The sequence below is a fragment of the Mesorhizobium sp. M0045 genome, from assembly GCF_040323385.1.
Lineage (GTDB): Bacteria > Pseudomonadota > Alphaproteobacteria > Rhizobiales > Rhizobiaceae > Mesorhizobium.
On the sequence record NZ_JAMYUY010000013.1, the window covers coordinates 134,221 to 153,123 of the forward strand.

Sequence of the window (18,903 nt, forward strand, 5' to 3'; positions counted from 1 at the left end):
AGCGAGTTGCCAGCCGCCTATTTCCGCGGCCCGTTAATGTGCAACTTGCGAAGCCGCTGACATCAATTCCTCCGGATTCGGCGCCTTGAAGGTAGTGAGGCCATCCTCCAGAACTTCATTGAAGCTCCAGCGTACAATGCCCCCTCGGTCGATGAGAAACTGACCGACAAGCAGCTCCTTAGCGGAAGCCATCATCTGCTGATCGACTTCCGTAATCTCATACCCCTCCTTCTTGTTGAGAAACTCGTCCATTGCCATGGGGTCCATAGGCTCGGGCAACTCACCCGGGAGATCGATACGGATCCCCATGACCTTGTCCATCCCGATCTCGCCCAAGCCGAAAGCACGGTGCGAGGCCCGCTCCGGGTCGGACGCGGCGAGAAGATCGGGTGCCGGGTGGTAACGGAAATAGAGCCGCGCCCGCTCGACTGGCGTATTGACCGCCGCCAGGCATTCGACGCCTTTCTCACGCAGGGCCGGCTTAAGTTGCGCCATCGCCGCGACATGGCGCCGGCAGAACGGACAGTGCAGGCCTCGGAACAAATGAGAGCCCAACAGCCCGATGTCGCGGTGCAGTTCATCGATGAACGCCGCCGCTTGGCGCATATTCTGCTCGCCTTTAGATCGATTGAGTGGCGGCCCTGCCGTCGCTCCAAGTCGAGCTCTGTTATTTTCATTGCAGCGACATCTCTACTAACGGCGGATGGAGGCCATTAAGCCGCAACCGAAGAGCCGAACCCTAGCTCAACAGCGCCGCTTTGCACGCTATTAACTCTGTGCGAAACCGCCGAACCAGCAGCGGAGGATTATCAGCAGGCGTATTGCATACATTCCCGCTGGAGCCTTGCGTCGCTTGGGGTTGCTCCCTACGCTGCCGTTCTAGATTGACAGGAATCCTGCATGGCTTTGATAGCCTATAAGTCGTCTCTGACGCGGCTCGCGCAAAATGCAAAGCGCCTGTCGAGGCTTGAGGATGGACTGGGCGAGTTGGGGCCCCTCGAGAAAATAGTTTATTTCTGTAAATTGCCAAGGCGTGACCTCAAAGAAGCGTTTTCATTGGCGGTGCAACGAATGGGCTTTCTGGCTGCCGATCCAGAACATTTCATCATGTCGAGAGAATACGATCTGACGGCACCGAGCTGGAAGAGCAACTAGAGTCGCTTGTCGCGAAGGGCGACCCTGAGGCACCGTCGGTCGTAGTTCGGTGGCGAGTTTCCACGGAACGCATCTGGCTTTCGTCATCCGAGTCGAACGAACAGGCTAAAGTTCGAGCGGCTGCCTTATTTGGAGCAGAGTTGGTCGAGGATCCGCTGCTATCGCATCCACTATCAGGGTCAGGGGAGCTTCGCCCTTCTTTCGAACTTGTACCTTCGGAGTTCCTGCGCAAAGCGCTAGCAATGCGGCCGAGAGCTCCGAAACCTGCTGCCTCAGCATTCTCTCAATGGGTCTATTCACTGTATGGCCAGGCAGAAGGCAGCGAGGAAGATATCGTCAAAGGGAAGAAAGCCGAAAAGGAAATATGGGAAGGGAGAGGCGTCGCGGCTACCTGCAACGATAATAGCTTTTTGCGTGGCTCTCGGTGGAAATGGTCCCTCACGCACAACGGTCTGCACTTGCAGGACACGGACGCCACGCCCTACTTTGCAATTCCTCATCTCCTGGTGAAAGGTGAAGCCCTTCGGGCCTCTCCAGATCTCGTGTACGAGAGCGCTGATAGGGCAAATGTTATCATAGTTGAGATAAAGTTCTCCAAGCAACCAATACCAAAGAACCTATGGCCAAATGTGTGGGCGCAACTTTGGTGTTACGCTCAGCTTGCGGCTGTTCGTGAGGCCAAGAACGTTACCGTGGTCGGGGAGGTTTGGGGAGAAGTTTGGCCCAAGCGCAACCGTGGCCGACCGAACCTCTGCTTGCGCGCACTTGTTCGGCGGGATCCCCGCGCGCCACCCTATGATCGATTCTTCCGCAAGTTGTTCGATATCTACGCTGGCAAAATCTAACCACCTTTGCGCTGCAAGTCCCGGTCGGTCCGGTAAACCGACCGTCGGGACAGGAGGGGTTCATGCCCGACCTGTGCAGACATTGGTAGCGACCCTGCGCGGGTGCTTCCCGCTCCGCCCGTAGGAGTTCGCAGTTGGCGCAAGCGAGCACTTCACCTACTTGGTACAATGAGGCAGTGAGCACGTCAGTTGCCGATTTTTACTCACTTCGCGGCAATCGTGCCCGGCAATTTTCACCTTGTGTCTTGTAACTCGGCGCCTGCCGAGTGATTTCGGCATTCAGCCAAGCGCGGATGGCAGCTTACAGGATTGGCGACGATGCTGACGAATGACCGAGATGGGGCGCAAAGCTGCCGTTAACCCCGGCTTAGCAGCGGGCGAACCCAGTTTGTGATGAGAATGGGAACGTCGTAAAGTGGTGTGAACAAGCAAGAGCCAATTCAGGCAAAGGCCCATTCCGCATCGGTAGGCGCCACCAGCCCTTGCCGTAGCCGCCTGTAAAGTTCCTGCCACGACGGGTCCGTCACGAAGCTGGTCATGCTTCCACATGCCTCAGCAAAGGGAGTATCGCCGAAGCGGTCGAGGAGGCCGCTTGTCACGGCGGTTTCGCCATCCAGGAACTGCTTGAAGGGGTCATCATCGCACTCGATGACTCGATGACCCCAGGCTCCCGGTACGTCGTCGGCTGCCAGAGCCCGCCGAAGATCCTCATCCACGCCTGCGTCCTCAAGCGCCATGCAGATGACGTAGCGCATCAAGGGGTAGTAAAGCGGCTGATAACTGCCTCCCAGCGCTCGCACGCCAGGCAGGATCGACAGAACGAGAAACATCAGCAAAAGATTGGGGATGAGGCTGCGGTCTGCCAGCCGTTCGACAATGTCGGGCACCGTGAAGCGGGCCACCTTCATTCCGGTCGCGGGCTGGACGAGGTCTCCGCCAACCAACCGCAGCGGCAGGCGTTTGCCGTTTTCGTAGAACCAGAAAAAATCGGTACCGCGTGCTAGCCAGCCGCTCCATGGACCGGCGGCCAGCCCATCGAGACCAGCAAGGATGTTGGATGCGAATTTGGGGTGTTCCAGCAGCCTTGTCCGTAGCCAGGAGCCTGCGTCTGAAAGATGGTCCGCCACCAAATCGGCAACATCCTCGTCGTCGAGCTGCAGGAAGGCAAAGCTGCTTCCAAACAGTTTCGGCCAGAGCATCAGGTTGGCTGCCTTGATGGCATGCGCCGGCCGCTCGAACGGCGTCCGTGGCAGAAGGCCGCGAAGCTGAGTAAGGGCGTCTCCCTCGGCGTTCGGCTCCGTCGGCATCAGCTCAAACCGGTAGGATCCCGGCCCGGTCAGAAGGCTGTATCCAATCATCCGGCTTCGGCTGAGACCGAAGACGTTCGTCGGCACTCCGTCAACGTTGAACCAGCCTGGCCCTTTGCGCGGCCTCTCAACGAGGCTTACCGTTGAGACGGCATAGGAAACGTAGGTCGAGCAAGCCTGCGCCGAGAGGCCCAGCAGGCTGAAGACATGTGTGTAATAGGCTTCCGGCTCCAGGAGCAGAAACAAATGTGGACCGGTCTGCAACACGCGGCGTTTTTCGAACTCCCCGCAGATTTGTGCGACGGCTTCGATCGACAGTCCGTTCCGCTCTCCAGCGTTCCTGATCGTGCCCAGCAGTTTGGCAAGCGAGCGGCTGCGAACTTCCGGTTCAGACTTCCGAGCTGGCGCCTTGAACACGCGAGACGCATAGTCCCGGACCGGGCGGGAATAATGGGATCGCATCCACGGGTAGAGCGCGGCGAACGCACCGAGCACGGCCTGCTTGGCGTCTGCGTCTGCTGCTAGCTCGTCCACCTCACGATTCACTCTTTCGCTGCGCGATGCCGAGGCTCAATGCGGGAATGCTGATAAGGAGCGCCACTCCGAAACTGAAGAAAATCGTCGAAGGAGAGACATTGCCGCCCAAACCGGTAATGATGCAGAACATCAGCAAGCCAAGCGCGACGGCGAGACCGTGCATGGCGCCTTTTGCCCTGCCCAACACACTATTGGGGACAGACGACTGCAATGTGACCTCAATGCTCACGCGGCCCAGATTGTAGAGACACCCGAGCATGGTGAAGCAAATAAGTGACCACGGCGCGCGCAGAGCTATCAACGACATCAGCGCGAGCGCGGTTGAGCCCAAAAGCATGAGATGAAGTATAGGAGCACTTATCCCTCGTGTCAGCCTGATGAGAAGAACTGCGCCGATCAGGGAACCTGCCGACCATGCCGCCTCTAGGTGACCAAAATCCGCCGCAGTCCCCCTCTGCTCTTCGAACACGAAGCTCGATGCCATTGCCGTGACGAGCACCGCGCCTCCATACAGAAGCGCGTAGGCGGCAAAGAGACGACACAGGTCGTTATCGACGTTTGGCGCCAGACCTCTGGTCGCCGTGGCGCGCTGCGGCGCCGAGCTTGGCGGCACGGTGGAGAGCGAACCCGCCGAAACCAGGAAGAACAAGGCAAGTACGGCGAAAGCCGGGGCAGGGGGATGCCCGTCCAGCAAGGGTCCGGCAAGCAATGCGGCTCCGAGACTGCCGAACTGCATGATGAAAAAGACGGCGGAATTTGTGTTCACAAGATCGGTGCCACGCGCCAGGAGCGGGATCATGGCCTGCGAAGCAGTCAGCGCGATCCGGTCGCAAAATGCAAAGGCGACGGCCGACAGGCAAAGGGTTACAAACACGTTCAGGTAGGAAAGCGCGCAAGCTGTGCCGAGCACGATGGCAAAGCGGCCAAGGTCCGCCGCAATGTTCAGCTGTCGTCGGTCGAAGCGATCCGAAGCCAGGCCCGCCAGAGGGCTCGTGACGAATTCCGCAACACTGACGATCGCCAGCAGTATCGCAACGCCTGCGCTGCCCCGGCCGGCTTCGACGAGTGCCCAGGCGGAAGCGATGTAATAGCCGTTGCGTCCGACAGCAGCCGAGAAGGTGCTGGCCAGAAACCCAAGCATTACCCGTCTCTGGGTGCCCGGTCTTTTATCGCTGGCAATTCGAATTGCATCTGACACGGGCGGTCCATCCAATGGCCGCTCGTCATAGTCTTTTCGGGGAATCCCGCTTAACAATCATGCTCGGGTTTTCAGATAGTTGCTCAAAAGAGCGGCGGTGTTGGTTTAAATCCTGCACCGGCGACGAAAATCGGTCGGACTGAGGCCGAAGGCCCGCTTGAAAGCGATCGTGAAATGGCTTGAGCTGCCGAACCCGCATTCCAGCGCGATCTCTGTCGCGGACATGTTGGTCGATCGCAGCATATCGGCTGAACGGTCCAGACGACGCTGTGCGATGAACGCATGCGGCGTCATGCCCGTCGACTGCTTGAAGGCCCTGCTGAAATGGAACCGGCTCACTCCGACCTCTTTTGCCAGGGCAGCCAGAGACGGTATTTCGTCCGGCGAGGATTCGATCATCGCGATGGCACGTCTGAGATCGAAGGACGACAAGCCGCCTTTTGCCGGCTCATGATGGCTGCCGTTCAGCCTGACCATTTGAACGAGCAGTTGCATGGCCTGGCTCTCAACCATTGTCACGCTGATCCGGTCGGGCTGCTTAAGTTCGATGACGATCCGCTGCAAGGCCATCTCGACGGTGGTGTCGCGAAATCCGATCGAAGGGGGCAGATCGCCAGAACGATGGCACGCCATGCCCCCCAACGCTTCGTCAGCGAACCCCTTCTCAATGGATACCAGCAAGTAGGCGGCTGTCGGATCTCCCTCGTCCCACCCCGTCCAATCACTGCCTGCAGGCATGTGGATGATTGAACCGGCGCGCCGGGGCGAAAAGGAGATACGACGCCCGTCGATGAAGTCTTCCCCGCGGCTCGCCACTCCCTTCAGGTTCATCAGAAACATATGACCCGGGAAGGAGATGCCCGTTTCCTGGCGCCCTAGACCAGTCCTCTTGATCAAGTCCGCCCGCACGTTTCCCCAACTCTCATGTTGGTGTGCAAACGTTTGATACTGTGAGCGGCGTAACTTTTTTGGGTCGAGGCAAAGAGTATCCACGCAGAGAGCAACCTTCGTACCAAAAGCAGCCCGCCCCTCTCGTGTTGTGCATAACCATGGGTTGCTGGACAAATCACAACTAACTCAGGATTGGTCGAAGATGTCACTTTAGTAAAAAAACGGCAATCGCATGAAAGCCGCCCGTATTTTCCCAGCCTACCAGTGCCTCGCCAAGATTCGAACAAGCTTGAAACATTAGGCCTCTCTTAAACTAGTGGCGTTTCCGCATCGAGCTCTTGGCATCTCACCAAAGCAATGGTGCGGGAGGCATATTCCAATGCGCGGTCTCGACGATTTCCTGGCCGAATGCGATCAAGGTCCGCGGATCAATGAGCTTGCTGGCTTTTTTGCTTCAACGGCCGCGGGCAAAAGCGGGATGCCCGTCCGCAAGCCGGTGGCCGACGCCCGGCTTCTCCCTGGCGATGAACTCCTGCGCGATCTGGTAGATTTGCACGCCAATCGGCAAGGCTTCTTTGACCAGCACTATCACGGCAGCATTCCTTACAGATTGGAAGAGGAGTGCCGGATGGCCTACGCGGTGCTGAAATATGCCCGGTCCCGTGGCGCGCCGCTGTCGCTATACAGCCTTGGAACGGCGGAAGGAACGATGGCCAGGACGCTGTCCGAATTCTCCGGCGGGCAGATTGTCTCGCTGTCGTGCAGCCCGAATCCCGAGAACTACAAATCCTTCATGGCCTATGGTGAACCGCCCCATGCCGAGTTCTTCATCGGGCCGTTCCACCGGTTGACCAAGGACGTTCTCGGATCCGACCAGCGGCTGGCAAAGTTCACGCAAGGCTTCGACCTTATCCTGGAGGACACGACCTTTCAGATGTACTCGCCCAACAGACTGAAGCAGGTCGAGTTCGTGACCCAGCACCTCAAGAAGGGTGGCATCCTCGTGTTCGTCGAGAAATTCCGGGCCGTCGATGAAGGCGACTACCAACGTCGCGAGTACCAGAAGGACTACGGTTTCAAAGCGCGGTACTTCCCCCAGGAGGAGATTGACAGAAAGAAGACCGCCGTGTTGGGGACCATGTTCAATAATGAGGCCACTTTGGAGGAGATGGCTCGCGCCGTACGCGCGCAGTTCAAGCATTGCGTCATGACGTGGAACAGCGGCAATTTCTGTAGTCTCGCAGCGAGCAACAGCAAGGAAAATCTCGATCTGTACGTGTCACAGATGCCAGGCCCCGCCATTCCGCACGAATACGCCTATGAGGCCGGCATATTCCCGGCTTCGACGATCGTGATGAAAGAGGTCCCGCTCTGACGACGCAACGCGATGCCCATTGCCGCAAGGCTTCGATGCAATCACCGGTGCCTGTCGCTTCGCCCTGCGCTCGAGTTGCTGCGCTGCCGGACGAGGCTGTTGATCTGCAGAGCGCGACCTGTTGCGGTGAACAGATCCGATCGCCTCGTAGTGAGGCAGGCCTCATCCGCGAAAATATCCACGAAGTTCAAGCGCCATGACGCGGAACGGGAACGCCATCCAGTTGCTGACATACGCCTTTGCGGCGATGGATCATGGCAGCCTGCGTCAGGCGGCGAGAGTCCTGAGGGTCCAGGAATCCTCGGTCAGTCGCAACGTCGTCAAGCTCGAACAGCTTCTGGAAATGCAGCTCTTCGAACGCAATGTGCGCGGCGTTCGTTTGACCGAGACCGGCCGAACCTGGATCGAAATTGTGCGCGCTCACTACGAGGGGCTGCTGGAAGCCTTCGCTGAGCGGGTCCGCGATAAACAACGATGCCAAGACGCTCCGGATTGGATTGTGCTGGGTGAAAGGAGGTAAGTTCCTTAAGCGCCTCATCGATCGTTTCGCAGACAAGTACCCGGACGTCAGCCTGACCATTGAAGATGTCCCATCCGGGCAATGTCTGGCAGCCATTCGCCGCAGGCACTTCGACATCGTATTCACGCACGATATTGGCTCGGCTGGATTCTGCAGCAGCGAAGTGTTTTGGCAAGAACGTCTCTTCGTGCTCCTGCCGTCGTCTCATGGTCTTGCCGAGAAGCCCTTCCTCACCTGGGCTGACCTTGCCGATATGTGCCTGCTCGTTCCGGTCGGGTTGGACGGGCCGCCGTTGGATCTGCGCTTGCTCGAACGCATCACGGCCGACGGTGGCCCGGCCGTTCAAACATGCCGCGCCAACCAGGCTACCGTCATCTTTCAGGTGCAGCTGGGGCAAGGCGTCACTTTGGCCGAGGCGAGCTATGCCAGGACCGCTTCCATCGATTCCGCCCTGTGGAAACCACTTGGCGGGAAAAACAGCGTCAGCCCGATCAGGGGCGTTTGGCTCGAATCGAATCCAAAGCGGGCTGTCCTGCGCCTGGTCGGGCTCGCCAGGAACATGGCTGCAGCAAGTCGAAGGCCGGGACGCGCGCCGCGCGCCTAGAGCGCCAGAGCCCTTTTGAGATCGTCATGCTCGAAAGCGCTCGCCATCCGGTTGATCTCCGCCGGTCGCGCCCCCACGGCCTTGGCAACATCGCGCCAGGTCGACGTCACCACGGCGACCTCCTTGATGATCGTTCGCGCCTGCGGGAGCGTCAGCGCGAAGAACCCGGCGGCGGTCTCCAGAAGATCAAGCGAACACGTCCCTTCATCGAGATCGATGTTGGTCGTCAGAACCCGCGGCTTGAGATCCGTCGGGACCGGATTGAGATCGTAGGCAGGCGATAGCGACCATCCTGCCTTTCCCAGCCAAAGGAAGCCGTGATTGCGCAGGTGGTCGTCGACGTTGGAAATCAGCACGTTGAAGGCGACACGGCGATAGAGGGCATGCGCGTCGGTCTTTCCTTGCGCGCCATGTTGGGTGAGCACATCGACCATCTCAGGGTAGCTGCCGCGCTCGCCGTCCCGGGCACCCATCATCGCCATGGCGGACAGGAATGGAACGCGGATCGCGGCTTTACGGTCGAAACGCGTCGAGAGCATCACAGGCTTGCCGGCAACTTCGATCAGTTCGTGTCGTGGCGTGGCGATGCCTGCCTGGCCAGCCAGGCGTAACGCGATCTCCTCCCAGGTCTCAATGCTGTAGTCGTCCGTCTCTTTTGGAAACTTGGCGATCGCGAGGTGGCCATGTTGGTCAATAACCGAGGCCTTCGGCCGCGCTCCGCCTAGGGAAGAACCTGGTGCGAAGATCATTTGCAGATCTTCGTCGTTCTCCTCATCGCGTAGAATTCGCTCGGTGATTTGCAGCAGCCGGCCGAGTTCGATGAGGGCAGGGACCCCGTCACGGATCGGCGCCAGGTATAGCTCGGTGCCGACCAACCGGAAGCGGAGCGCGCCAAGTCGTGTCTGATCCGCCACGCCGAGAAGATAATCGCTCTCGGTGAGAGAGCGAACGGCACGTTTCTCACGTTCAGCGAGACGCCGCTCGGCGCGCTGCATGAGGCGTCGCCCCCAGGTATCAGGCGCCGAGTCGCCGATTGAGCCAAACGTAGCCAGCCCGGCAGGCGGAGCAAAGGCGCCTCGGGTGAGAGCCAGAGCCGGCTCCAGGGAAAACCGGTCCGGGTCGTCGAGCCATGCAGCGTCATACTCGAAGAGGATCGTTTCCGCACCGCGGACCCGATTGCTTCTCGCCAGGCCGACAGGGCGGGTGTGGCCGCCAAGATCGATATGGACCTCAAAGTCAGCCATCGCGAGACGTCCTGGCCGGCCGCCTGAGGTGCGTGTGCTTTGGTAGATCGGCGCTCGCCAGCGTCTGACCGACGGTGTCGTTGGCGATATCAGCGATCTGGCTCAGGCCATCGAGCAGGCCGAGCGCCTGAAGAACGCCGGCATATATGCCGATGCTGACATTCGTGTCGCCAGCTTCGACCCGTTGCAATGTCGAGCGCGAGGTGAAGGCCCGCTCGGCCACCACCGCCATTGGAAGCCGCCGCCGCCGCCGCGCGTCATGGATATCCGCTCCCAGCTTGCGCAGGGCGCGTCTGACGGCGGCTGGCGGGTTGTGGGAAGTGGGCATTTTGATACCTTCGCGCTACAAATTACGTCAATATGTAGCACGAAGACTACAATTTTCCAATCAGGTTCAAAAACAACTTACCAGTGCGCGGCGGGAGCAATTCCAGCACGTGCGCCGTGATTGTGCGCTCGCTTGAATTGCGTTCTGCCCAAATACAGGGCGGTGTTCGTGTGATCGCGTCGGGCAGCAACTGACGAGAGATATCCGCGGGGCATCGGCGCGCTCATCATCCATTGGAAAGACATTTGCGGTGGATCAAAGCCGGACTCGTCGTCGTGACGCCAAAGATGGCAAGCGGAGCCCCTGTCGACGATCAGCGCAATGCCCGTCGCCAGCCGGCCGAGGATGCTTTCGCCACCGTCGCGATCTCCGGATTGAGGCCGCGCGACGACCGCCGCGCATTTGCTGTCGTCGACAGGAGACCGATCTGCACTCCCGCCGCGACAGGTCTCGTATTCTCTTCCCGGGATCGGGGCGATTTAAGGTGGCCCGCATACGTGTGGATCTTCGCAATGTGGGCAAGCACCTCAGCCTTGGTTGGTGCGAACGATGACTGCCCAGTCAGTTGAGGACGGGCAGGCCTCTATCCCAAATGAACGAGACATGGTCTGATCTCCTGCGGTTTCGGTTGGCACGCCTTCTCGGCGCTTGCGGGTGATCGCAGCTTTGCGGGGAAACAAGCGTTTGAAGGCCCGTCGTTTCGCTGGATTGCGGATCTGGCGCTGTTCACGACTGGCTGTGCAAAAAACCTCTCGATTTCCCACTGTCGTTCCCACTGCACATCAAACGCTGACGGCCGAGGTTTAGCCGTCCGGGGCGATCCCGGTCGCGCAACATCCGAACTCAGGAGTGAATGACATGCAGGACGATACAATGGTCATGGAAAAGGCTTCCATGAAGAAGGCGCCGCGGGAGCCGAGGAACGGCGTTGACACGCCCACCCTTCTGGCCACCATAAACGCCGTCGCGGGCCAGCCGGAGCTTGCCAAGTTCCAGTTCCGTGCCAAAAGTCGGTGGATTGCGGGCACCCACAGCAGCAGCACGATGACCAACTTCTTCGGAGCCGGCGCCGAGCAGTCCCACGCGATGGCCTACCAGGCTGATAGCGACCATCCAGCGGTCCTGTGCGGCGCCGACAACGGCCCGACGCCGGTCGAATATCTTCTCCACGCGCTTGCTTCATGCCTTACAGCCGGTATTGCGAACATTGCGGCCGTGCGTGGGGTGACGCTTCATCAGGTGGAAGCGACAGTGGAAGGCGACATCGACCTTCGCGGCATCCTCGGCATCTCGAATGAAGTCCGCAACGGCTATCAGGGCATCCGTGTCTCCTTCAAAATCAAGGGCGATGCTCCTGCCGAGAAGCTCGAGGAGATCGTAATGCAGTCGCGTGCCCGTTCCGCGGTGTTCGACGTACTGACCAACGGCGTGCCGATCTCGGTTGCCGTGAAAGGCTGATCTCTGATCGAAGCAACATCGCCGGCTTCGTCCAGGAAAGGATGGCGCCGGCGATCTGGTACCCCGCTATATAAGGTGCAGATTCCATGCAGCGCACAGACGTGGCCGTCATCGGCGCCGGACAGGCGGGTCTCGCCATGAGCCATTGTCTGAGCGAAAGCGGCATCGACCATGTCGTGCTGGAGCGCGGCCGGATCGCTGAGCGCTGGCGCAGTGAAAGGTGGGATTCCCTTCGCCTGCTCACGCCCAACTGGATGACGCGCCTGCCCGGCGGCAGCTATCGCGGTGCCGACCCCGATGGCTTCATGACAACGGCCGAGACCGTCGCATTCCTGGAGAATTACGCGCGCTCGACAACTTCACCGATAGAGGGCGGTGTGGAGGTGCTCTCGACCGAAAGGATCGACAGAGGCTTCCGGCTGCTGACCAATCGCGGCCATGGAGTGTGCGTGCGATCGTGGTCGCGACCGGATACAGCGATAGGCCACGCATTCCGTCAATAGCGAGGCAGATCTCCCCCCGTATCAGGCAGATCGTGCCGCGGGCCTATCGCAATCCTCAGCAACTGCCTCAGGGGGGCGTTCTCGTGGCCGGGGCCTCGGCGACCGGCATACAACTTGCGGAAGAGATCAATCGCTCCGGGCGCCCGGTGACCCTGTCGGTCGGCAGTCATACACGCCTACCGAGGCTTTACCGCGGGCGCGACATCATGTGGTGGCTCGACCGGCTGGGAATGCTTGCCAAGCCCGTCGCTGAAGTTCGGGATCTTGATGCAGCAAGACGGCAGCCCTCGTTACAGCTGATAGGCACACCCGAACGCAGGACGCTCGACCTTGCCGGTCTCGAGGGGCAAGGCGTTCGTCTTGTCGGTCGAGCGGCTGCCGCTGGCGATACACGCATTCGGTTCGACGGCGATCTCGCTGACACGACCACGGCGGCGGAACGCAGGCTGAGGCGGGTGCTGGCCAAGATAGACCGCGCGGCCGCGAGCGAGGGCCGCTGCCCAATCGATCCGCTTCCCATTCCGAACCTGATTCTGAGCGCCGAGGCGACCGAAATCGACCTCATCGACCAGGGTATCGGGACCATCATGTGGGCCACCGGCTATCGCCGGGAATACCCATGGCTGAAGCTGGATGTTTTCGACGCCCAGGGCGAAATCCTGAACGATGGCGGCGTCTGTCCGTACCCGGGACTTTACGTGCTCGGCCTCAATTTCATGCGTCATCGAAGCTCCAGCTTCCTTGACGGTGTCGGCCGCGATGCCGAGGCGCTGACGGCGCACCTGGCAATGTTTCTCGCTGCTCCGCACCGAGCCGCGGCCTGACCGCCCAATACAACGCTGGCGCGGCAAAAATCCACGCTGCCTTCAACGATGAGGCACACGGCCGACCCCGACAAAGGTCCCCACTGGCGCCGCAGTCAGCGGCCCGCAACCAATGGAGAAAACAATGAGTGCAATGGTAAATCCATCCGGGTCCCTCACCACAACGCGAGGTTTGCGCGGGGCCGGCGGAACAATGTTGGCCGCAGTCTGGCGTTTCATTCGCATCCACGGGGATCGTCGGCAGCTTTACGAGTTGCCAGACTACATCTTGCGCGACGTCGGCGTCACCCGCTTAGAAATCAACTCGATCACCTCGTTTGGCAGGCGTGATACCAGCCGTCGGATGCGTCCTTCGAAGGAGGAGGAGGGCGGGGCTCGGTGACCGCCGCATCGACGTTCAATGTCTTGCATGAGGCGTGCAACGCACCGCTTGTAATCGCCCTGCACTGTTCGGGCGGCAGCGGACGACAATGGCGCGCATTGTTGGAGCGGCTCGACGACACGTTCCGGTTCAGCGCACCCGATCTGATCGGCGCGCCGGGCGGCGGAACCTGGACTGGTTCCGCCGCTTTCCGTTTGGCTGACGAAGCCGCTGCCATCATAGAAATGATCGATCGCCATGAGGGACTTGTGCATCTTGTTGGCCATTCCTATGGCGGTGGATTGGCGCTGCATATAGCTGCGAAGCGTCCACATCGAATAGCCAGCCTCTCGCTTTATGAGCCCTCTGCCTTTCACCTGCTGCGCGAGCTGGAATCGGAGGGGCACGAGGCATTGGGTGAGATCTTGGGGATCGCAGGCGCCGTTCAAGACGGCCTGATCAACGGCCGTTACCAGACCGCGACAGCTCGTTTTATCGACTACTGGGGTGGGGACGGCGCATTCGCTGCGATGAAGCCGGAACTGCAGGTGGCGCTTGTGCGGTTTCTGCCGAAGGCCAGCCTGGACTTCCAGGCATTGATCCATGAATCGACGCCAGCAAGCGAATATGCCCGGTTTGGCTTTCCGGTCCTGGTATTGCGTGGCGAATTTGCGCCAGTTCCAACGCAGCTCATCGCCCGGGAACTCGTTTCCCGTGTTCCGACTGCGATCGGGGCGATTGTTCCTGGCGCCGGACATATGGGGCCGCTGACCCACGCAAATCTGGTGGCGGATCGTTTGGTCCGTGGGATATTGTTGCACGACACCGCACGATCGCGAGCCGCGTGACCGCGACTTGCTTGCCCTAAGGGCAGCGCAAACCTTCGAAGCAGATCCTTGGGTGCGGGGGATCACACCGTAGCGGTTATGCGATCGCGCGCGATTTTTCCGGCCGGGACCTCTGTGTCGGAAAAATCCTCGCGCATCTGCATTTCTGAGTAGAGCCTGCCCGCTTCCGCGAGAGCGGCATCCGCGCTAGCGATTTTACCGCGACGCTTCGCGAGGCCGAGAGCCAACAAGGAGCGGGCAAGCTCCGGCCGCAATTCAACCCGCCTGGCAAGATTGCAGGCCTGTTCGAGCCAGCTAATGGCTGATCTGGGAGGTTTCAGCTCGGCAATACCGCGCAGTACGATGATCTCGCTCCACGGATCGCCACGTCCCCGTGCAAGCTCGAGCGCATGGCCCAGATTGGCCGCAGCTTCCGGCTCACACAGGCGCGCACGCACGCATGCGAGCACCGCGCGCGCGTGACATTCGAACTGGGCAAGATCGAGCCGCTCAGCCTCGGTCACCGCCATTTCCAAGGTGGCGCCCGCGTCGTAGTTGCGGCCGAGCAGGAATTCCGCGTGCCCAAGCATCGTCAACAGCCATGGCCGCAGAAGGATTGATGCGCTGGTCGCAGCTTCGGAGGACCACAACTGCAACGCCTCGACAAGCTCCGGCTCGGGCCCGCGCAGGACACCCACCACACCGGTGAAATAGGCGGCAGCGCAGCTGTCGATCGGGCGCGCCACTTCGGCCGCGACCTTCTGGAGTTCGGCAAGCGAACGCTCCGCATCGTCGAAACGGCCAAGGCGCGCTTCGGCCTGCGCGCGATGCCCCAGGTACCAAACCGCTCGCGCACCGAGCTGTCCGAAACGCTCCAGACGCCAAGCTTTGGTGAACCTCTCCTCATGCGGAACAAGCCGCTCGAGCACCTGCCGCGCCTCGCTGCGGATCAGAAGCGCCTGTGAGGCGGCCAGATCCGACTCGCTTATGCAGCGCTGCACGCCATTTGCCGTGGCGCCGCGCTTGAGTGTGTCGGCCGGTTCCAGCGCCTCCTCGTAGCGGCCATGGGAGCTGTTGAGATAGCTCAAATGGAGCAGCACCTCGGAGATGAGTTGCGGATCGCCCAGTTCCATGGCCAGTTCGCGCGCTTCCAACAGCTGCGGCAGCGCCTTCCGATAGGCACCCAGGGCGCCGTAGGCAGGCCGCATCCGCACCCGCAGGGCTATTGCTTGGGCGAGAGTTTTCGGATTTCGCGGCAACGCGGCGACTGCCTTGCGGGCGCGTTCTAGGAACTGGACGGCGGCGGAATAGGCCGAGCGTTCCTCAGCCCGACCCGCCGCTTGCAGCAGATAGTCCGCGGCAGGTTCCCACGCCTCGGCACGAAGCGCGTGCTCCGCCATTTCCTCGACGTGATGGTTCAGCGATCCGGCATAGAGCGTGTCCATCGCAAGCAGTGCACCCCGATGCAGCCTTTTTCGGTCCTCCGCCAGCAGGGATTCGTAGGCCACCTTGAGCGTCAAGGCGTGCTTGAACGTATATTCCACGTTAGGATAGCTCTGGACCTCGAACAGGAATTCCAGACTCTGCAGTTTGGCCAGGCATGATTCCAGTTCGGCATCCGGCAGCGGCGAGAGCGCGCTCAGCAGCGGATATGGAACATTCTTACCGATAACCGAAGCGACTTGGAGTACCTGCCTTTCCGAGTCACCCAGCTGCTGGATACGTGCGGCGATGAGCGACTGAACCGTCGAGGGGATGGTGATGGAGTCCACCGGCGTCTTGAGCTCGTAGCGGCCCGAATGGCCGACAAGTGCACCGTCCGCAACCAGTCCGCGCACCATTTCTTCCAGAAAGAGCGGTGTGCCCTCGGCCCGCTCGGCAAGTGTTTTCCGCAGTTCACCCAGGCTGGGATCGGATCCCAGTAATTCGGTGAGGAACTGGTCCATCTCGTCCCGCGCGAACCGCTCCAGCCTCATCTGCTGAAAATAGCCGCGGCGGTTCCATTCATGCCGGTACTGCGGCCTATAGGTGGCGAGAAGCATGATGCGGTTGGCGCCCATCACTTCGACCAGCCTGTTGACCACGGCCTCGCTCTCAGCATCGATCCAGTGCAGATCCTCTATAAGCATGGCGACGGGCGAGGCTCGGCTCAAGGCAACCAGAAAAGCGCTCATCGCCTCGGATACCCGTGAGGTCCGCTCCCGCGCATCGAGATGCAGCCACGCAGAATCGTTGACCGGCAGGTCCGCGAGGAATGAAAGCGGCGCCGCATGACGTGGATCCAGGTCCAGTTCCGCCTGCTTAAGGGCAAACAGGCGCTGGGCGTCCGCCAAGCCGTCCTCGCCGCGAATGCCACAAGCCGAGAGCAACAGCTTCTTTACAGTGCCTAGAGCGACCGATGAATCAAACTCCAGACCGCCGCATTCAAGGACAGTAAAACCAGCAACCTCGTCGAGGGAGAGAAATTCGTGGGCAAGTCTCGACTTGCCCATGCCGGGATCGGCGACGATGCCAATGATCTGGCCGTGGCCCTCTCTGACCCGGCGCCAAGTTGCAAGAAGCATTTTGAGCTCAAGCTCGCGCGCCACCAATCCGGTAAGGCCGCGGTTGGCCCTCAGGTGCCAGCGCGACAGAGCGTGGTTCTCGCCCAACAATTCGTAAATACGTTCGTCACGGCCAAGTTGCGGATGCTCCGAATGCGCTAAGCGGTGCATCTGCACATAGCCTCCGGCGGCTGCGCGCGCCCGGGCCGTTGCGGCGATCGTCGCACGGTGCAAGGCACGCATCAGCCGGTTGGCTGCACGCGGCGCGGCGCCGGCCAGTTCAACCTTGCTGCCTTCGCTCGTCCATTGTTGCCGCACGATGACCTCGCCGGTGTCTATTCCGGCCCTCAACCGGGTGCCGCCGTGGGAGAGCTCCTCCACGGCTAGCTTAGCCGCGAGCGCGGCGCGGCACGCCAGATACGCGTGATCCTCTGTGGCGCGAGCAAGGCCGAATGCTGCCGTGATTGTCCCGTCAGCAGACGATGTGATGGTACCGCCATGGCTCTCCACGACCTGTATCAAGCGATCCTCGAGGGGCTGGAATTCGCGGATCGCCACCTCCGGATCTTCTGTTTCGAGGAGATGCATGGGACTGACCACTTCCGCGGCAAGCACGGTTATGTACTGCCGAGAGCGGTTGATTCCCAAGGACGCCGGAGGACCCGCGAGTTGCTGCGTCTGTTCGGGGTCCGCAAGAAAACGACGCGTTTCATCCACAAAGGTTGCGAACGCTGGTTCGTGACCAAGCAGCACGTGATTGGCGCTATCGAGCGCAACGAAACGCGCGCCGGGGATTTTCCCAGCCATTGCCTGACCATGATCGAACGGAATGACGGCATCCCCAATGGCATGCATCACCAGGGTCGGAACGCGAACTCGGGGCAACAGGTCGTCCACATCGATGACGGCGCCTTCCTCGAAGATTCGATGGGCAATCTCCGGCGAGACGGTACTGCGTTGCAGCTCATTGTACCAATTCTTCTGTTCCGGCGTTGCTTCCGGAATGAAGAGGGAGGTGAACATCTGGCGGAATACCGGGTCGTCTTGGCCCCAGCCCTCCTGTATTAGCGCTCCCATGGCTTCGCGACGCGCTATTTCGCGCTGATTGCCTCGTTTGCGCCAGCCCTTGGTAAATCCGCCATACAGCACCATTCCCGCCACGCGCTCAGGATGCCTTACGGCATACGCGATCGAGACCGCACACCCTTGGGAAATGCCAAGCAGGGATACGCGGCGCAGACCAGCGGCATCGATGATGCTCTCCAAGTCGGCGACCATGGCATCAAAGGAAAGGTCGGCGGGATACCGGTCTGATAGGCCGTTGCCGCGCTGGTCGTAGCGTATCAGCTGGTAGTGCGCGGAGAGGCCCTCGATCCAATGCTTCCACACCGGACTGTCCCATTCGAGCTCGAGATGGGACATCCAGTGGGCGGCCCTCACCAAAGGGGGACCTTGACCACTCAATGCGTAGGCCAGGCGCGCGCCGTCGGGTGTCGTGCACCGGCGGATCTCCTGCGCAAGCACCACTTCCGGCGGAGAAGCAAGCTGCATCTCCGGCGTAGGCAGAACCTGCGTCGAAGTGACGGTCTCACCCGCGGGAGCGATCTGAGTGTCCGTTCTCGTGGCGCTGCTTTGGACCATGGCGGACTGCCGTGCAGCCTCGCTTAGACGGCGGATGTCGGCTCGAAGTGCGCCGTCCTCGGGCTCCAGCGCCTGCAGGTCATGCGCGTACGGAAGCGCCCGAGCAGGGCAATCATCCGCCAGCCGGTCGACGAGCACGCGAAGGATGCGCAGACGCGTCACGTGTAGTTCGTCGGCAGTCGCAATGCGCCAGGCCTCGAATTCCGGACAGCGCGGCAATGAAAGGTCATCCAGGAAACGTCCGCGAAACGCTCGGGCGAGGGCCTCCAGTTGCTCCCGTTCAAGGGCCTCTATGTCGCGAGCGCCGAGACCCCGGAGAGGCGCGATGTCCAGCGTCATTTGGCTGGTGTTCAGGCGAACTGCGTTGCGGTCGGCTTGCAGGATCTCGCCCTGCCCGAGGGCGACGACCTGCCGTATCTTGGAGAGACTCCAGCGAAGAGCGCCGCGAGGATCGTCCGGTACCTCCCAGAACATTTCGCAAAGGCGCTCGCGCCGCTGCGGGCGCTCGACAAGCGCAAGATAGGCCAGCAGCGCCCGCGTCTTTTTCGAACGCGGCAAGGAAACGACCTCGCCATGGCGAAGGACGGTCAGATCTCCGAGGAGGCGAATTTCGAGCGACACTTTGCCGATCCCAGTGCGCCTGCTAAATTAGCGGTAGAATGTATCAAGTTCGTGCCGCTGCCGAAACCGTTCGTTTCAGAAACGCGAGCGATCTGACTTGCTCCTCGCTTCGGGGAGGTCG

15 protein-coding genes are annotated in these 18,903 nt (G+C 60.7%); 8 read left to right on the forward strand and 7 right to left on the reverse strand.

Features of this window, described 5'->3' with window-relative positions:
• Positions 1–33 precede the first annotated feature (33 nt).
• Entirely contained in the window at positions 34–606 is a 573-nt protein-coding gene (locus NKJ72_RS20785) for a thioredoxin domain-containing protein (protein WP_502901879.1), read from the reverse strand.
• A 294-nt stretch (positions 607–900) separates the two neighbouring features.
• Between NKJ72_RS20785 and NKJ72_RS20790 the strand changes: the two genes are divergently transcribed.
• Positions 901–1,155: a hypothetical protein gene (locus NKJ72_RS20790; protein WP_352479167.1), complete on the forward strand. Its 255-nt coding sequence runs from the start codon at positions 901–903 to the stop codon at positions 1,153–1,155.
• A 1,285-nt stretch (positions 1,156–2,440) separates the two neighbouring features.
• On the opposite strand, the gene NKJ72_RS20795 is transcribed toward NKJ72_RS20790, so the two are convergent.
• The 3 genes from NKJ72_RS20795 to NKJ72_RS20805 form a co-directional block, all read right to left on the reverse strand.
• Positions 2,441–3,853, reverse strand: a complete 1,413-nt coding sequence (locus tag NKJ72_RS20795; protein WP_352479168.1) for a hypothetical protein — start codon at positions 3,851–3,853, stop codon at positions 2,441–2,443.
• Positions 3,843–4,985 (reverse strand): MFS transporter, encoded by a 1,143-nt coding sequence (locus NKJ72_RS20800; protein ID WP_352479169.1) that lies wholly within the window; start codon positions 4,983–4,985, stop codon positions 3,843–3,845. The genes NKJ72_RS20795 and NKJ72_RS20800 overlap by 11 nt, the downstream gene beginning before the upstream one ends.
• Before the next feature lie 162 nt (positions 4,986–5,147).
• A complete protein-coding gene (locus NKJ72_RS20805; RefSeq protein WP_352479170.1) occupies positions 5,148–5,873 on the reverse strand; it encodes a helix-turn-helix domain-containing protein in 726 nt (241 codons plus the stop codon).
• 439 nt (positions 5,874–6,312) lie between these two features.
• Here NKJ72_RS20805 and NKJ72_RS20810 point away from each other — a divergent pair, with 439 nt between their 5' ends.
• From NKJ72_RS20810 to NKJ72_RS20820, 3 genes are all read left to right on the forward strand, one after another.
• Positions 6,313–7,308, forward strand: coding sequence for a class I SAM-dependent methyltransferase (locus NKJ72_RS20810; RefSeq protein WP_352479171.1), 996 nt, complete (start codon positions 6,313–6,315; stop codon positions 7,306–7,308).
• A 223-nt stretch (positions 7,309–7,531) separates the two neighbouring features.
• Positions 7,532–7,828 carry a helix-turn-helix domain-containing protein gene (locus NKJ72_RS20815; protein ID WP_352479172.1) on the forward strand — a complete coding sequence of 99 codons (297 nt, stop codon included), beginning with the start codon at positions 7,532–7,534 and terminating at the stop codon, positions 7,826–7,828.
• Positions 7,815–8,432, forward strand: coding sequence for a LysR family substrate-binding domain-containing protein (locus NKJ72_RS20820; protein WP_352479202.1), 618 nt, complete (start codon positions 7,815–7,817; stop codon positions 8,430–8,432). Before NKJ72_RS20815 ends, NKJ72_RS20820 begins: the two co-directional genes overlap by 14 nt.
• On the opposite strand, the gene NKJ72_RS20825 is transcribed toward NKJ72_RS20820, so the two are convergent.
• Positions 8,429–9,676, reverse strand: a complete 1,248-nt coding sequence (locus NKJ72_RS20825) for a type II toxin-antitoxin system HipA family toxin (protein WP_352479173.1) — start codon at positions 9,674–9,676, stop codon at positions 8,429–8,431. The two genes, NKJ72_RS20820 and NKJ72_RS20825, sit on opposite strands and share 4 nt — an antisense overlap.
• Positions 9,669–10,004, reverse strand: coding sequence for a helix-turn-helix domain-containing protein (locus NKJ72_RS20830; RefSeq protein WP_352479174.1), 336 nt, complete (start codon positions 10,002–10,004; stop codon positions 9,669–9,671). Before NKJ72_RS20830 ends, NKJ72_RS20825 begins: the two co-directional genes overlap by 8 nt.
• Positions 10,005–10,862: 858 nt before the next feature.
• On the opposite strand from NKJ72_RS20830, the gene NKJ72_RS20835 reads away from it, so the two are divergent.
• From NKJ72_RS20835 to NKJ72_RS20855, 4 genes are all read left to right on the forward strand, one after another.
• Positions 10,863–11,462 carry an OsmC family protein gene (locus NKJ72_RS20835; RefSeq protein ID WP_352479175.1) on the forward strand — a complete coding sequence of 200 codons (600 nt, stop codon included), beginning with the start codon at positions 10,863–10,865 and terminating at the stop codon, positions 11,460–11,462.
• Between the two features lie 86 nt (positions 11,463–11,548).
• Positions 11,549–11,965, forward strand: a complete 417-nt coding sequence (locus NKJ72_RS20840; protein WP_352479176.1) for an NAD(P)-binding domain-containing protein — start codon at positions 11,549–11,551, stop codon at positions 11,963–11,965.
• Positions 11,908–12,789: an NAD(P)/FAD-dependent oxidoreductase gene (locus NKJ72_RS20845; protein ID WP_352479177.1), complete on the forward strand. Its 882-nt coding sequence runs from the start codon at positions 11,908–11,910 to the stop codon at positions 12,787–12,789. The genes NKJ72_RS20840 and NKJ72_RS20845 overlap by 58 nt, the downstream gene beginning before the upstream one ends.
• Before the next feature lie 378 nt (positions 12,790–13,167).
• Positions 13,168–13,998 carry an alpha/beta fold hydrolase gene (locus NKJ72_RS20855; protein WP_352479179.1) on the forward strand — a complete coding sequence of 277 codons (831 nt, stop codon included), beginning with the start codon at positions 13,168–13,170 and terminating at the stop codon, positions 13,996–13,998.
• 62 nt (positions 13,999–14,060) lie between these two features.
• Here NKJ72_RS20855 and NKJ72_RS20860 read toward each other — a convergent pair whose 3' ends face one another.
• Positions 14,061–18,782: an alpha/beta fold hydrolase gene (locus NKJ72_RS20860; RefSeq protein ID WP_352479180.1), complete on the reverse strand. Its 4,722-nt coding sequence runs from the start codon at positions 18,780–18,782 to the stop codon at positions 14,061–14,063.
• Positions 18,783–18,903: the final 121 nt, after the last annotated feature.

Excerpts from the sequence above, each read along its gene's own strand:
- NKJ72_RS20785 (WP_502901879.1), bottom strand. The coding sequence starts at position 606 with ATGCGCCAAGCGGCGGCGTTCATCGATGAACTGCACCGCGACATCGGG.
- NKJ72_RS20790 (WP_352479167.1), top strand. The coding sequence starts at position 901 with ATGGCTTTGATAGCCTATAAGTCGTCTCTGACGCGGCTCGCGCAAAAT.
- NKJ72_RS20805 (WP_352479170.1), bottom strand. The coding sequence starts at position 5,873 with ATGAACCTGAAGGGAGTGGCGAGCCGCGGGGAAGACTTCATCGACGGG.
- NKJ72_RS20810 (WP_352479171.1), top strand. The coding sequence starts at position 6,313 with ATGCGCGGTCTCGACGATTTCCTGGCCGAATGCGATCAAGGTCCGCGG.
- NKJ72_RS20800 (WP_352479169.1), bottom strand. The coding sequence starts at position 4,985 with ATGCTTGGGTTTCTGGCCAGCACCTTCTCGGCTGCTGTCGGACGCAAC.
- NKJ72_RS20835 (WP_352479175.1), top strand. The coding sequence starts at position 10,863 with ATGCAGGACGATACAATGGTCATGGAAAAGGCTTCCATGAAGAAGGCG.
- NKJ72_RS20840 (WP_352479176.1), top strand. The coding sequence starts at position 11,549 with ATGCAGCGCACAGACGTGGCCGTCATCGGCGCCGGACAGGCGGGTCTC.
- NKJ72_RS20825 (WP_352479173.1), bottom strand. The coding sequence starts at position 9,676 with ATGGCTGACTTTGAGGTCCATATCGATCTTGGCGGCCACACCCGCCCT.
- NKJ72_RS20830 (WP_352479174.1), bottom strand. The coding sequence starts at position 10,004 with ATGCCCACTTCCCACAACCCGCCAGCCGCCGTCAGACGCGCCCTGCGC.